This window comes from Roseateles sp. DAIF2 (assembly GCF_015624425.1).
Classification (GTDB): Bacteria; Pseudomonadota; Gammaproteobacteria; order Burkholderiales; family Burkholderiaceae_C; genus Kinneretia.
In genome coordinates this window covers 4,703,775-4,717,059 of record NZ_CP049919.1, presented here as the reverse complement: position 1 = coordinate 4,717,059, position 13,285 = coordinate 4,703,775, and the positions used below count along the sequence as shown (strand labels likewise).

At 71.3% G+C, this 13,285-nt stretch carries 12 protein-coding genes; 3 read left to right on the top strand and 9 right to left on the bottom strand.

Annotation, left to right across the window (positions count from 1 at the left end):
- Positions 1 to 2 precede the first annotated feature (2 nt).
- Entirely contained in the window at positions 3 to 1,040 is a 1,038-nt protein-coding gene (locus G8A07_RS21720; protein WP_195794037.1) for a zinc-binding alcohol dehydrogenase family protein, read from the bottom strand.
- Positions 1,041 to 1,130: 90 nt separating this feature from the next.
- Here G8A07_RS21720 and G8A07_RS21715 point away from each other — a divergent pair, with 90 nt between their 5' ends.
- Complete coding sequence (locus G8A07_RS21715) at positions 1,131 to 2,120, top strand: LysR family transcriptional regulator (protein ID WP_195794036.1); 990 nt, start codon at positions 1,131 to 1,133, stop codon at positions 2,118 to 2,120.
- A gap of 21 nt (positions 2,121 to 2,141) precedes the next feature.
- Here the strand turns inward: G8A07_RS21715 and G8A07_RS21710 are convergent, their stop codons facing one another.
- The 7 genes from G8A07_RS21710 to imuA form a co-directional block, all read right to left on the bottom strand.
- Positions 2,142 to 2,951, bottom strand: coding sequence for a copper resistance protein NlpE N-terminal domain-containing protein (locus G8A07_RS21710; RefSeq protein ID WP_195794035.1), 810 nt, complete (start codon positions 2,949 to 2,951; stop codon positions 2,142 to 2,144).
- Between the two features lie 39 nt (positions 2,952 to 2,990).
- Positions 2,991 to 3,551 (bottom strand): hypothetical protein, encoded by a 561-nt coding sequence (locus G8A07_RS21705; protein ID WP_195794034.1) that lies wholly within the window; start codon positions 3,549 to 3,551, stop codon positions 2,991 to 2,993.
- Positions 3,552 to 3,567: 16 nt separating this feature from the next.
- A complete protein-coding gene (locus G8A07_RS21700) occupies positions 3,568 to 3,789 on the bottom strand; it encodes a hypothetical protein (protein ID WP_195794033.1) in 222 nt (73 codons plus the stop codon).
- An 80-nt stretch (positions 3,790 to 3,869) separates the two neighbouring features.
- Positions 3,870 to 4,670, bottom strand: coding sequence for a CHAP domain-containing protein (locus G8A07_RS21695; RefSeq protein ID WP_195794032.1), 801 nt, complete (start codon positions 4,668 to 4,670; stop codon positions 3,870 to 3,872).
- A gap of 78 nt (positions 4,671 to 4,748) precedes the next feature.
- Positions 4,749 to 7,970 carry an error-prone DNA polymerase gene (locus tag G8A07_RS21690; RefSeq protein ID WP_195794031.1) on the bottom strand — a complete coding sequence of 1,074 codons (3,222 nt, stop codon included), beginning with the start codon at positions 7,968 to 7,970 and terminating at the stop codon, positions 4,749 to 4,751.
- Positions 7,971 to 8,052: 82 nt separating this feature from the next.
- Positions 8,053 to 9,372: a DNA polymerase Y family protein gene (locus tag G8A07_RS21685; protein ID WP_249937088.1), complete on the bottom strand. Its 1,320-nt coding sequence runs from the start codon at positions 9,370 to 9,372 to the stop codon at positions 8,053 to 8,055.
- Positions 9,317 to 10,102, bottom strand: a complete 786-nt coding sequence (gene imuA, locus G8A07_RS21680) for a translesion DNA synthesis-associated protein ImuA (RefSeq protein WP_195794030.1) — start codon at positions 10,100 to 10,102, stop codon at positions 9,317 to 9,319. Before imuA ends, G8A07_RS21685 begins: the two co-directional genes overlap by 56 nt.
- A 258-nt stretch (positions 10,103 to 10,360) precedes the next feature.
- On the opposite strand from imuA, the gene G8A07_RS21675 reads away from it, so the two are divergent.
- A complete protein-coding gene (locus tag G8A07_RS21675) occupies positions 10,361 to 11,008 on the top strand; it encodes a GNAT family N-acetyltransferase (RefSeq protein ID WP_213086188.1) in 648 nt (215 codons plus the stop codon).
- A 110-nt stretch (positions 11,009 to 11,118) separates the two neighbouring features.
- Here the strand turns inward: G8A07_RS21675 and G8A07_RS21670 are convergent, their stop codons facing one another.
- Entirely contained in the window at positions 11,119 to 11,508 is a 390-nt protein-coding gene (locus G8A07_RS21670; RefSeq protein ID WP_195794029.1) for a RidA family protein, read from the bottom strand.
- 160 nt (positions 11,509 to 11,668) lie between these two features.
- On the opposite strand from G8A07_RS21670, the gene G8A07_RS21665 reads away from it, so the two are divergent.
- Positions 11,669 to 13,279, top strand: coding sequence for an ABC transporter substrate-binding protein (locus tag G8A07_RS21665; protein ID WP_195794028.1), 1,611 nt, complete (start codon positions 11,669 to 11,671; stop codon positions 13,277 to 13,279).
- Positions 13,280 to 13,285: the final 6 nt, after the last annotated feature.

The following is a 13,285-nucleotide window of genomic DNA, read 5'->3' as shown; positions in this document are numbered from 1 at the left end:
CTTCAGAACCCCTGCAGCACCAGCTTGCCGCGCTGGCGCTGGCTCTCCTGCAGCGCATGGGCGCGCTTCAGGGTGGCGGCATCGATCGGGCCCAGCACCTCGGCCAGGGTGCTGCGCAGCTCGCCGGCGTCGACGCGGCGCGCCACCTCGGCCAGCAGCCTGCCCTGCTCGGCGATGTCATGGGTGCCCAGCATGCTGCGGGTGAACATCATCTCCCAGTGCAGCGAGAGGGACTTGCCCTTCAGCGCGGTCACGTCGATGTCGCCGGCGCCGAAGTCGTCGATCAGCCCCAGCCGGCCTTGCGGCTCCAGCGCCGCGACCAGGTCGGCCAGATGCTGCGGCGTGTGCGTCAGGCTGGCCACATAGCGCAGCGGCGGCAGGCCGGCCCCGGCCTGCAGGGCGGCGATCTGCGGTGCCAGCCGCCGACGGTGGTCGATCACATGATGGGCGCCCAGGCCGCGCAGCCAGGTGCCGCCGGGGCCGTCCGGCTCGGAGCTGGTGCCGACGATCGTCAGGTGCGGCAGCGCGCGTGCCAGTTGCACGAGGATGGAGCCGACGCCGCCGGCCGCGCCGGTGGCCAGGAGCGCCACCGGCCGCTCGGGCTGCTGCTGCACCTGCAGGCGGTCGAACAGCAGCTCCCAGGCGGTGATCGCGGTCAGCGGCAGCGCGGCGGCCTCGGCATCGCCGAGCGAGGCGGGCGCGCGGGCGGCGATGCGGTGGTCGACGGCCTGGAACTGCGCATTGCTGCCGGGGCGGGTGATGTCGCCGGCATACCAGACGCGGTCGCCGATCGCGAAGCCGCGCACCTCGGCGCTGGTCTCGCGCACGATGCCCACCGCGTCCCAGCCCAGCACGACCGGGGTCTGCCCGTCGGCGCTGGCGCGGCGCATGCGGATCTTGGTGTCGACCGGGTTCAGCGCGATGGCGCGCACCTCGACCAGCAGGTCCTGCGCGCCGGGCCGCGGGCGCGGCAACTCCAGGTCGAGCAGGGATTCGGCGTCATGGATCGGCAGGCTCTTGAAATAGCCAACGGCTTTCATCGGTGATCTCCGGGTTGGATGGTGTGATGGCCGCCATCTTGCCGACTCGTGCAGAATCAATGAATACCTAGTAATCGCTATCAATTTCAAATGGAAATTGAAAATATCGCAGAGCTGCGCCTGCTCGTCGAATGCGCGCGCGGCGGCAGCCTGACCGCCGCGGCTCGGGTGCTGCAGATCACGCCGGCGGCGGCCAGCGCGATGCTGAAGAAGCTGGAGGCGCGGCTCGGCGCGCGCCTGGTGGAGCGCAGCACGCGGGCGCTGCGCCTGACGGCCGCCGGCGAGCAGCTGCGCGACTATGCGCAGCGCGTGCTGGAGCTGCTGGAGGAGGGCGTGTCCCTGCTCGGCGAGGGCCATGCCGCCGCGGGCCGTGCCGGCGCGGCGGCGGCGGCAGCGCCGCAGCTGCGCGGGCGCATCCGCGTCAGCGCGTCCAGCGATCTGACGCGGCGCGTGCTGCTGCCGCTGCTGGACGAGTTCCTGGAACTGCACCCGGGTGTCGAGCTGCAGCTGCATGTCGGCGATTCGCTCTTGGACCTGGTGCGCGATCAGGTGGACCTGGCGCTGCGCTACGGCGAGCTGGCCGATTCGGGCCTGGTGGCGCGCAAGCTGTGGGAGGGCCGGCGCCTGCTGGTCGCCTCACCCGCCTATCTGCAGCGCCATGGCCGGCCGCGCCAGCCGCAGGACCTGGCCGGGCATGACTGCATCCGCTTCCGGATCGGCAACCGGCTGGAGCAGGACTGGCGCTTCTGGCGCCGCGGCGCGCTGCAGGCGCCGCCGGTGCAGGTGCGGGTGCAGGGCCGGCGCCTGGCCGACGATGGCGGCATCGCGCATCAATGGCTGCTGGAGGGCCATGGCCTGAGCTACAAGAGCGAGCTGGACGTGCAGGGCAGCCTGGCCAGCGGCGCGCTGGTCGAGGTGATGCCCGACTGGGTCGGCGCGCGCATGCCCCTGCACGCGTTGCTGCCCAGCCAGCGCTTCCTGCCGCAGCGGGTGCGCGCGCTGGTCGAGCATCTGGCGCAGGGGCTGCAAGGGCTTCAGGCGGCGGGCTCGGGGCGGTCGCGCGGCGCGAGGGCCAAGTAGCCGCCGCGCCGCTTGGCTACTTCAGGGCTGGGACGGCGCGAAGCGCGCCAGCGGCGCCATGCGCGCGCGGTGCAGCTGCAGCTGCTTGGCGTCGGCATGGTAGCCATCGGCCTGGCCCAGCATCTGCAGGAACTGCTGCTCCAGCGTCATCTCCGGGCAGGCGCGCAGGGTCGCGGCCATCTGGCCGAAGCGCAGGCGCTGCGGCGCCTTGCCGAGCTCGACGCTGCCGCCGAACTGGTTGCAGCCGCTGTAGCCGGAGACGCTGGCGCCATCGGCGCCGAAGATCAAGGTCGGCGTGCCGGGGCCGGCGGGTACCGGCTTGCCCATCAGCTCCACCAGGCGCCAGGCGCGGCCGCCGGCGATCAGCTGCGCATCGGGCGGCGTGGCCTTGGCCAGCACATAGCGATCGGCCAGCGCGCCGGTGATCGGCGCGCCGCTCATATCGAGCTGGATCAGCCGGCCCTCGGCGACGCGGTAGCGGTCCGGGCCGCCCTGGATGCCTTCCAGCCGGATCGTGCCGCCGGCGGCGTCCCAGCTGAAGCGCCCGCGCTGCTCGAACAGCCGGCCGTCGCCCTTGCCCTCATAGCGGGTCTGCAGCAGATAGCTGCGGTCGGCGTTCAGCTGCAGGGTGGTGGCAATCGCCTCGCAGTCGGCGCAGGGCAGGCGGCCGCTGTAGCGGCCGGCCCAGTCGAGCGAGTTGGCGCTGTTGTGGGCCGCGTCGGGCTTGGCAGGAGGCGTGGGTGGCGCGGCGCAGGCGCCGAGCAGCAGCGTCGTGCCCAGCAGGCCGGCGATCAGCAGGGAAGAAGGGGTGGGGCGGGGGCATCGGTACATCTTGATGGCTTCCTCGTTGGGGTAAAAGAACGGTGGGCGTCAGAGCGCCATATTGAGCGGGGTCAGCGTGGTCTTCTTGACATGGATGCTGATGATCGCGACCACCTCGTCCGCCGGCGCGGGGCGCAGCAGTTGGTCCGATTCGACCGTGACCTTGCTGACCAGCGCATCGTCCTCCAGCAGGCAGAAGAAGGGGCTGGGATCGGCCTGCTCGGGCAGCTCTGCGCGGCCCTCGTTGGCGCCATGCGGCACGCGCAAGCCGTCGAGCAGGGTCTTGAGCCGGTTGTCGATGTCGCCGCCGTCGGTCAGCAGCTGGCCGCGCGGCTGCTGGCGCAGCAGCAGCACCGAGATCTCGGCATAGAGGTCCAGCTTGGGGCTGACCAGGGGCGCGAACAGCAGGCCGCCCTTCTCGACGATCAGCGAGGGACGGTCAGGCAGCGCCGGGTGCGCCAGCAGATGCGCGGCCTGCTCGCGCAGGGGCCGCTGCGTGGCCCAGAGCTGCTTGAGCTGCGGATGCAGCGCGCGGCGGATTTCCCATTTGTGCGGGGACTTCGCGCCCTGGCCATGCAGGGCGCCTTCGTAGATCAGGCGGAACTCCATCGGACCCCGAAGCGTATCAGGGCTTGCGGCCGCCGATCAGCAGCAGGACCACGCCGGCGGCGATCGCGCCGATGCCGGCCCAGGTCGGCACGGACACGGTTTCCTTTTCCTTCACGCTCAGCTCCACCGGCCCGAGCTTCAGGTCGTGGCTGTCCTTGGTGTAGCTGAACTTGCCGTACAGCAGGCCGGCGACGCCGGCGGCGATCAACAGGATGGCGACAAGGCGCAGGGCATTCATGGGTCGACGCTCCTTGATGGGGACAGGTCTTGCGAGCGGCCCAGCATAACCCGGACGCGCGGACCCCGGCCCCGGGGCGCTCAGACGCCGGCGTAGTCGATGAAGCCCTTGTTGATGTCGACCAGCTTGCGCGACAGGCGGTAGACGCCGCCGCCCTCGCGGGTCTTGGAGGCATCGGTGTTGCCCTCGATGGTGGCGATCAGGCCGCCGTCCAGACGCTCGACCAGGCCGGTGTGGCCGGCCCCGCCGCCGAAGTCCATGATGAAGACCATGCCGGGCCGCACCAGCCCCGGATCGGCCACCGCCTGGTGGCGCTGAATGCGCCGGGCGCCGCGGCCGACCGCGCCGCTCCAATGCGCCAGGCAGCCGGCGGTCCTGAGCATCGGGTTGGCCCGGCCCTGCTGGTGGGCCGCCTCGTCGAAGCACCAGTAGACGAAGGCGCAGCACCAGGCATAGCCAGGCCCCAGGCCGACGCGAGCCAGGTAGCGCTCGACCTCGGGGCCGCGGTTGGAGTTGGGCGGGCGCTCGCGCACGCCGCGGTCGCATTCGGCGCCGGCGGTGCTCAGCACGCGCGCCAGCAGCGGGTCCGCGCTGCCGGCGGCGCCGGGCACGGCCTGCGATCCGAACAGCGCCGCCCAGGTGATCGCGCCGATCTCGCCATCGGTCTTCAGCGGCCGGCCGCTGGCATCGACATGGCGGGCCTGGAACAGCCGCACCGCCTGCTTCATGTTCGGCCCGAAGTTCGGGTTGTCCGGGTCCAGCGGCGCGAACCCCGCGGCCTGGTCCTGCAGGGCCAGCACCTGGTTCAGGCGTTGCTTCAGCGCCCTAACGATGCGGGCGTCCTGCTCGCCCTGCTTGATGCTGCGACCCGGGTAGTCCATGCGCGGTCTCCGTACGGCTGTCGACCTGGGCCGATGCTAGGCCGTGGCGTGGGGAGCGCTATCCGGCAAGCTAGGGGCTCAATGAAAATCCCGGCTGGGCGTGAAGATCGCGCCCAGCAGCGGCGACAGGTCCTCGAAATGCTGGGCCAGCAGATGCGCGACGCCGTTCTCCTCCTTCTGCCAGCGGCCGCGCACCGCCAGCAGCCGCGCGCCGATGATGGTGGAGCGGTACTTGGCGTAGACGTCGTGCCAGACGATCACCTGCACATTGCCGTGCTCGTCCTCCAGCGAGACGAAGATCGTGCCCTTGGCGGTCTGCGGGCGCTGGCGCACCGTGACGATGCCGCAGGTCTGCACCGGCCTGCCGCTGACCCATTGCGCCAGCTCGGCCGAGCTCTTGATCCCGCGCTCGGCCAGGCGCGGCCGCAGGATGGCCAGCGGGTGGCGGCGCAGGGTCAGGCCGGTGGCCGCATAGTCCCAGCGCACCTCCTCGCCCTCGGGCGCGACGGGCAGCTCCAGCTGGGCCTCGCCCTCGGCCTCCTGCGCGCCGGCCTCGCGCAGGAGCGGCGGCAGGCGCTGCCAGGCCGTGGCCTGCCAGACCTGCTGGCGGCGATGGCCGGCCAGCGACTTGAGCGCATCGGCCGCGGCCAGCTGCTGCATCTCGCGCTGCTCAAGCCTGGCGCGCAGGGCCAGGTCTTGCGCATCGGCAAACGGTGCCACGGCGCGAGCCGTGGCGATGCGCTGCGCCGCCTCGGCCGACAGGCCCGACACCAGGCGCAGGCCCAGGCGCACGGCCAGATCACGCGCGGCGCCGGGATTGGGTTCCAGACTGCTGTCCACGTCGCTGACGCTCACGTCCGGCGGCCGCACCTCGACGTCATGGCGGCGCGCGTCCTGTACCAGCTGGCTGGGCGTGTAGAAGCCCAGCGGCTGCGAGTTCAAGAGCGCGCAGAGGAAGATGCCGGGCTCGTGGCACTTGATCCAGCAGGACACATAGGTCAGCAGCGCGAAGCTGGCGGCGTGGCTCTCGGGGAAGCCGTAGGAGGCGAAGCCCTTGATTTGGCGGAAGATCTGCTCGGCGAACTGGTCGCTGTAGCCGCGCTCGCGCATGCCGCCGATGATCTTCTCGTAGAACTGCTGCAGGTCGCCGGGGCGCTTCCAGGCCGCCATCGCGCGGCGCAGCTGGTCGGCCTCGCCGGCGGAGAAGCCGGCGGCGATCATCGCGACCTGCATCACCTGCTCCTGGAAGATCGGCACGCCGAAGGTGCGCTCCAGCGCGGCCTCCAGGCCCTTGGGGTAGTCGATCGTGCCGCCGGCGCGATGGATGGCGCGGTTCTTCAGATAGGGGTGCACCATGCCGCCCTCGATCGGACCGGGTCGCACGATCGCCACCTCGACCACCAGGTCGTAGTAGTTGCGTGGCCGCAGGCGCGGCAGCATCGACATCTGTGCGCGGCTCTCGATCTGGAACACGCCGACGGTGTCGGCCTTGCAGATCATGTCGTAGGTCGCGGCGTCGCCCTCGGGGATGCTGGCCAGGTCGTAGTCCTTGCCGCGCCATTGGCGGTAGAAGTTGAAGCAGCGCTGCAGGCAGGACAGCATGCCCAGGGCCAGCACGTCGACCTTCATCAGCCCGACCGAGTCGAGGTCGTCCTTGTCCCATTCGATCACCGTGCGCTTGTCCATCGCCGCGTTCTCGATCGGCACCAGCCGGTCCAGCGGCCCCTGGGTCAAGACGAAGCCACCGACATGCTGGCTCAGGTGGCGCGGCATGCCCATCAGCTGGCGCGACAGCTGCACCAGCTGGCGCAGGGTCTGACCGTCCTCGTCGAGGCCCAGCTCGGCGCAGAGCTGGCGCAGGCGCGCATCGGGCAGTGATTCCTCGGACCAGCCATGGTGGTCTAGCGCCAGCCGCTCCAGCAGCGTCTCGTCCATGCCCAGCGCCTTGCCGACATCGCGGATCGCGCTCTTGGCGCGGTAGCTGATCACGGTCGCGGCCAGCGCGGCGCGGTCGCGGCCGTATTTCTCGTAGAGGTACTGGATCACGAGCTCGCGCTTCTCATGCTCGAAATCGACATCGATGTCCGGCGGCTCGCCGCGCTCGCGGCTGATGAAGCGCTCGAACAGCAGGGTGCTGCGCCCGGGGTCGACCGAGGTGATCTTCAGGCAGTAGCAGACCACGCTGTTGGCCGCCGAGCCGCGGCCCTGGCAGAGGATGCCGAGGCGGCGCGCATGGGCGACGATGTCGGCCACGGTCAGGAAGTAATGCTCGTAGCGCAGCTCCTCGATCAGGGCCAGCTCATGCTCGATGCGTTCGCGCCACTGGTCGGGCACGCCGCCCGGCCAGCGGTCCGCCATGCCGGCATAGGTCAGCCGGCGCAGATGGCTGGCCGGCGTCTCGCCCGCGGGCACGACCTCGCTGGGGTAGCGGTAGCGGATCTCGTCCAGCGAGAAGCTGCAGCTCTCCATCAGCAGCAGGGTCTGCGCCAGCAGGTCCGGCGGATAGAGCTGCGCCAGCCGCAGCCGGCTGCGCAGATGGCGCTCGGCATTGGGCTGCAGGTCCATGCCGCAGTCGCGCACCGGCTTGCCCAGGCGCGTGGCGGTCATCACGTCCTGCAGGGCCTTGCGCGAGCGCACATGCATGTGCACATCGCCGCAGGCCAGCAGCGGCAGCGCGGTCTGCTCCGCGACCGCGCGCAGGCGCTGCAGCCACAGCTCGTCGCCGATGTCGCGCAGCAGCTCGACGCCGATCCAGGCGCGGCCGGGGTGATGGCGCAGCAGCCACAGCGCCGGCGCCAGCAGGGCCGCGTCATCGGCCTCGCGGCGCGGCAGCAGGATGATCTGGCAGCCGGCCAGCCGGCCCGGCATCAGCTGCGAGCGCCGCAGCCGGTACTGGCCCTTGGTCGCACTCTCGCGCCGCAGCCGGGTGATGAACTGGCAGAGGTTGCCGTAGCCCTCCAGGTCCCGGGCGATCGCGACGATCTTGAAGTCCGGCTCGCCGCTGAGGTCATCGCGCACCAGGAACTCGGCGCCGATCAGCAACTGCGGCAGCACGATCTCCTGTCCCTCTGCCTCTGCCTCTGCCTCTGCCTCTGCCTCTGCCTCTGCCTCGGCCGCGGCACGCAGGCGCTTGAGCTGGGTATAGGCGCGCACCACGCCGGCCAGCGAGCATTCGTCGGTGATCGCGAGGCCGGCATAGCCCAGGCGCCAGGCGCGCTCGACCAGCTCCTCGGGATTGGAGGCGCCGCGCAGGAAGCTGAAGTTGCTGAGGCAATGCAGCTCGGCGTACTCCGGAATCATGGAGCCCCCCGCCCGCGGGTACGCGGTCGGCCCCCCGAGGGGGCTCGGCCGTTCTTGGGAGCGGCCCGGCGAACGGCCATGCTCATGCGAAGACTCCATGCAGAAACCAGCCCGACTCCTCCCCCGAGAGGCGCTGCTGGTAGATCCACAAGAGCCCCGCCTGCGCGCTCTGCGCCAGCACATAGTCGCGCTGCACCAGGCCCTGGCCGCGGGCCTGGCCGGCCCACCAGCCGCCCTCGACGCGCTGTGGCTTGGTCAGCAGCTGCAGTGGCTCGCCCAGGTAGCGCGGCTGGCTGTGGACGGCCTCCAAGGGCTGCGGCGGTTCCAGCAGCCAGGCCGGCTGCGGGTAGAGCGGCGGCCGCGCGGCGCTCGGCCGCGCCGGGCCGGGCCAGGGCAGCCAGCGCTGCATCAGCTCCATCCGGTGGTCCTCCCGCAGCTCGCCGGCGCGCACCCGCTCCGGCCCCAGGCGCACCGACAGGCGTTCCAGCAGGCGCGGCAGCGGCTCGATGGCCTCGTCCGGCGAGCTGGGCAGCAGGCTGGCCGCCTGCTCGGGCTTCAGCATCACCTCGTCGGCGCGCAGCGTCAGTTCGCCGACCGGCGCGGCCAGCTCCAGCCGCGCCAGATGCTCGGCCAGCAGCCGGCTTAGGTGGCGCAGCTCGCGGGTCGGGTCGGCGGTGCCGAACTGCAGCTCGCCGTCCAGCGCCACGTCGCGGCCGCGCATCGCGTCATGCTGCCAGGCCAGGGTCAGCTGCTTGATGCCGGCCTGGCGCGCGGCCAGCCAGCCGCACAGCTGGCGCAGCAGGACCTCCGCGTAATGCACCAGGGCCGGGGCATGCTCGATGCGAAAGGGCAGCTCCAGCCGCGCCTCGAAACGCTCCGGCGCCTGCAGCCAGGCATGGGCCTCCTGGCTGTGGCCATAGGCGCGGTCCAGCGCCAGCAGCAGTCCGTCGCCGAAGCGCCGGCCGAGGGCGCGGCGCGGCAGCGCGCGCAGCTGGCCCAGGCTGCGGCAACCCAGGCGCAGCAGCATGGCCTGGTGTTCGTTTGCGGCGCTCAGGGCCGCCAGCGGCAGCGCGTCCAGCAGGGTCTCCAGCGGCTCGGCCAGGCCGTCGTGCCGGCCGGCGCGGGCCAGGGCCAGCGCGCCCAGGCTGGTCGGCGCCCAGGCCATGCCGCCCAGGCCCAGATCACGCGCCTCGCGCCACAGGCGGCGGTGCAGGCGCGTGGCGCCGCCGAAGAGACGCAGGCTCGCGCCGACCTCCAGCACGACGGCCTCCTCCAGCCACGCGACGCGCGGCGTGAACTGCAGCGCCCACCAGCCCAGGGCGCGCAGTGAGGCCTCCAGGGTCTGCTCAGACCCCGAGTCGCTGCTCGACGCGAGCAGGGCGAGCCAATGCGGCGCCGACATCGCGGGACTCCTGAGGGACAACGGTGGGCAGCGGGCCGCCCTGCAGCAGCCGGCTGGACAGGACCGGCGCCAGCGCCGGCGGCACGGCGCGCAGCCGCAGCGGCGCCGCCAGCGCCGGACCGCGGCGCTTGAGGATGCGCAGCTCCAGTTCCCAATCGGCCCGCGGTTGCAGCAAGAGGCGCAGCGGCGCGGCCGAGGATTGCGTGGCCGCCGCCGCGGCGCGGAACACGAAGCAGGGCGCCTGGGCCCCCAGCGCGCAGGCCTGCAGCCGACGCAGCTGGTCGGGCCGGGTCGATTCCGGCAGCCAGGCCAGCAGGGCGCCGGCGGCATTGGCCTTCAGCGCCTGCTCCAGGGTCCAGAGCACCTGGGTCGCGCCGGCGGGGGCCAGCCAGACGATCTGCCGCGGGTTCAGCCCCCAGGCGGCCAGGCCGGGCAGGTGCGGCGTGAAGGGCGGGTTGATCAGCAGCAGCGAGCGGCCGCCGGCCTGCTGTGCGGCGGCCAGGGTCGGGCCCAGCAGGCGCAGCTCGCAGACGCCGGCGCGCGGCTGCAGGATCTCGCTGAGCGCGCGGCCCGGCCAGCCACCGCCCGGCAGCAGGGCATCCAGCGCCGCGAAGCCCGAGGCCAGGCCGGGCGCATGGCCATGGGCCAGCTCCGAGCCGCGCCACAGCGCCTGGCCCAGCGGGCCGCCGAGCAGGGGGACGGAGGCAGCGGCGGCGCGCGTCCCCGGCATGGGTGGGGACGCCGGCGGCTGCCGTGACGGGGCGGCATGCATGGCTGTGCGAGGGGCGTGGTGGGGATGTTGGCTGTATTTTTATACAGTATACGAGGCCGGGCGGCCCGCCAAGCCCTGCCGGCTTATCCGAGCGATTCGTGCAGCTTTTTGCGGCCTGTCTGTTTTTGGCGGCAAATCCGGCCCGCCACGCCCGGGCAGGGGGGCATGGAAACAGATGAGGCTTGAGATATGAGGTAAAACCCTGATCTCTGCCAAGTGGCCCCGAGCCACCAGCAATCCGCCCAGGAGGCCGAGCCGAAGATGCCGTTGCGAGAGGATCAGTTGCCGCTGTCGACGACGCCGCTGGAAACCGCGCGGCTGCTGTTGCGCATGCCCCGCGAGACGGACCTGGACGCGATCTACGAGCTGCATGCCGACCCGGTGACGAACCGCTTCAGCCCCGGTGGGCTGCTGGGCTCGCGGGCCGCGGCCGAGACCTTGTTGCAGGGCTGGCTGGCGCATTGGCAGGTCCAGGGCTTCGGCTACTGGGCGATCGCGCTGCGCGAGCAGCCGGACGAGCTGATCGGCCTGGGCGGCATCATGAGCCGGCCGGTGGCGGGCCAGCCGGGCCTGTATCTCTACTTCCGCTTCCGGCCCCAGCATTGGGGCCAGGGCTATGCGTCGGAGATGGCGCAGGCCGCGCTGGCGCTGGCCTTCGAGCAGCTGCAGGCCGGCGCGGTGCAGGCGGTGGTGCAGCCGGCCAACACGCCCTCGCGCAAGACCCTGGACCGGCTGGGCCTGCTGCTGAAGGGCTCGCTGGCCGATGTGCCCGGCCAGGCCCCCAGCCTGCAGTATGAGATCACCGCGGCGCGCTGGGCCGCGCTGCCGAGGACGCCGACCGAGCCGACGCCGTTTGGCGCCTGATCCTCACGCCTGCCAGGATTGCCTTTCCGCGCGAGCGGCGCCGATCCGGCTTCGCCGGGCGGCCGGCGCTGCCCCCTTGAGGGGGCCGGCGCAGCCGGTAGGGGGTGGGCTCAGTTCTTGGGCTTGTAGGCGATGACGTCGATCTCGACCTTGGCGTCGACCATCAGGCGGGCCTCGGTGGTGGAGCGGGCGGGCTTGCCGTTCGGGAAGTAGCTCATGTAGACGCGGTTGAAGGCGCCGAAGTCGCGCGCGTCGTCCAGCCACACCGTGCTCTTGCAGACATCGTCCAGGGTGCAGCCGGCCAGGGCCAGCACGGCCTTCAGATTGGCCATCACCTGATGGGTCTGGGCCTCGATGCCGCCGGTGATGATCTCGCCCTGGGCATTGGCGGGCACCTGGCCGGACACATAGACGAAATCGCCGGCACGCACCGCGGGCGAGAAGGGGCGGGCCTGCTGGTCGGAGGCGACGGGCGGGGCGCCCAGGTATTCCAAAGGCATGGCGAGGTTCCTGATGGGTGGATGGATGAAAGGGTGGCTGTTGGTGTGAAAGTGTATTTCAGTAAAGTCGCCATGTCATCGGGTTTTCTCTAGGATTTGGCGCACAAAAACCGCATATCGTTCTCGCAGCTGAAACTAATTTTCAAGCGGAGACATCAGTATGCGTCGTGACCCAGCAGCAGCTTCCCCTGCCTCCACGCCCTCGCCGCAGCGGCGCCAGGCCTTGAGCCGGATCGCGGCGGCCCCTCTGGCCGCGGCCTGCCTGTCGATCTGCAGCGCCGGCTTCCTGCCCGGCGCGGCGCTGGCCCAGGCCCCCGCCAGCCATGCCACCCTGGCGATGGTGGGCGAGCCGCAGACCCTGGATCCGATGGCGTCGACCGCGGACCTGGTGGGCACGATCATGCAGCATGTGTTCGAGCCTCTCTACACCTTCGACGCCAAGTGGCAGCTCACGCCGATGCTGGCCGAGGCGCTGCCCAAGGTCTCGGCCGACGGCAAGACCTACCGCATCGCGCTGCGCAAGGGCGTCAAGCTGCATTCGGGCCGCGACCTGAACGCCGAGGATGTGGTCGCCAGCCTGCAGCGCTGGATGGACAACGCGCCGCGCGGCAAGGCGGTGGCCAAGGAGCTGGCCGGCATCAAGGCCATCGGCGCGCTGGAAGTCGAGCTGAGCCTGAAGAACCCCTATGCCCCGCTGGTGGCGCAGCTGGCCCTGCCGACCGGCATGGCCGCGATCATGGCCAAGGAGGCGATCGCCCAGCCGCTGAAGGATTTCGTCGGCACCGGCCCCTACCGCTTCAAGGAGCGCCGCCCCGACCAATATGTGCTGCTGAGCCGCTTCGAGCAGTACAGCGCGCGCAAGGAGCCGGCCAGCGGCTATGGCGGCAAACGCGAGGCCCTGATCCAGGAGCTGCGCTTCGTGCCGGTGCCCAATGCCAACACGCGGGTCGAGGGCGCGCTGGCCGGCCAGTACCACTATGCCGACCTGCTACCGGTCGAGGCGATGGCGCGGTTGGAGAAGGCGCAGGGCAAGACCGTGCCGATCATGACGCCGTCCTTCGGCTTCCCCTACATCGTCTTCAACACCAAGGAAGGTGTGCTGGCCAATGCCGCGCTGCGCCAGGCGGTGCAGACCGCGATGGGCCCGGGCGAGATGCTGGCCGCCGGCTTCGGCGACACGCGCTTCTTCAGCGCCGAGGCGAATCATTTCCCCAAGGGCTCGCCGTTCTACTCGACCGCCGGCGCCGACAAGTACAACCAGCGCAATGCGCGCCTGGCCAAGGAGCTGGCCGAGAAGGCCGGCTACAAGGGCGAGACGATCCGCGTGTTGACCAGCCGCCAATACGACTTCCACTACAACATGGCCCTCTTGATGGCCGAGCAGTTCAAGCGCGCCGGCCTGAAGGCCGAGCTGGTGGTGGTGGACTGGGCCACCCTGGTGCAGCGCCGCGGCGAGTCCAAGCTGTGGGACCTGTACATCACCCATTCCGGCCAGTTCCCCGAGCCGATGCTGTCGCCGCCGCAGCTGGGCGACGGCGCGCCCGGCTGGTGGGGCAGCCCGGCCAAGACCGCCGCGCTGGAGGCCTTCAACCGCGAGAGCGACCCGGCCAAGCGCGGCCAGCTCTGGAGCAAGGTGCAGCAGGTGGTCTACGACGAGGTGCCGTATGTCAACGTCGGCAAGTTCGCCGGCCTGTCGGCGCGCAGCCCGGCCCTGACGAACTACCAACCGTCCGCCTGGCCCTTCTTCTGGAACGTGACAGTCAAGAACTGACCCCGG

Excerpts from the sequence above, each read along its gene's own strand:
- G8A07_RS21720 (WP_195794037.1), bottom strand. The coding sequence starts at position 1,040 with ATGAAAGCCGTTGGCTATTTCAAGAGCCTGCCGATCCATGACGCCGAA.
- G8A07_RS21715 (WP_195794036.1), top strand. The coding sequence starts at position 1,131 with ATGGAAATTGAAAATATCGCAGAGCTGCGCCTGCTCGTCGAATGCGCG.
- G8A07_RS21710 (WP_195794035.1), bottom strand. The coding sequence starts at position 2,951 with ATGTACCGATGCCCCCGCCCCACCCCTTCTTCCCTGCTGATCGCCGGC.
- G8A07_RS21705 (WP_195794034.1), bottom strand. The coding sequence starts at position 3,551 with ATGGAGTTCCGCCTGATCTACGAAGGCGCCCTGCATGGCCAGGGCGCG.
- G8A07_RS21700 (WP_195794033.1), bottom strand. The coding sequence starts at position 3,789 with ATGAATGCCCTGCGCCTTGTCGCCATCCTGTTGATCGCCGCCGGCGTC.
- G8A07_RS21695 (WP_195794032.1), bottom strand. The coding sequence starts at position 4,670 with ATGGACTACCCGGGTCGCAGCATCAAGCAGGGCGAGCAGGACGCCCGC.
- G8A07_RS21690 (WP_195794031.1), bottom strand. The coding sequence starts at position 7,970 with ATGATTCCGGAGTACGCCGAGCTGCATTGCCTCAGCAACTTCAGCTTC.
- G8A07_RS21685 (WP_249937088.1), bottom strand. The coding sequence starts at position 9,372 with ATGTCGGCGCCGCATTGGCTCGCCCTGCTCGCGTCGAGCAGCGACTCG.
- imuA (WP_195794030.1), bottom strand. The coding sequence starts at position 10,102 with ATGCCGGGGACGCGCGCCGCCGCTGCCTCCGTCCCCCTGCTCGGCGGC.
- G8A07_RS21670 (WP_195794029.1), bottom strand. The coding sequence starts at position 11,508 with ATGCCTTTGGAATACCTGGGCGCCCCGCCCGTCGCCTCCGACCAGCAG.
- G8A07_RS21665 (WP_195794028.1), top strand. The coding sequence starts at position 11,669 with ATGCGTCGTGACCCAGCAGCAGCTTCCCCTGCCTCCACGCCCTCGCCG.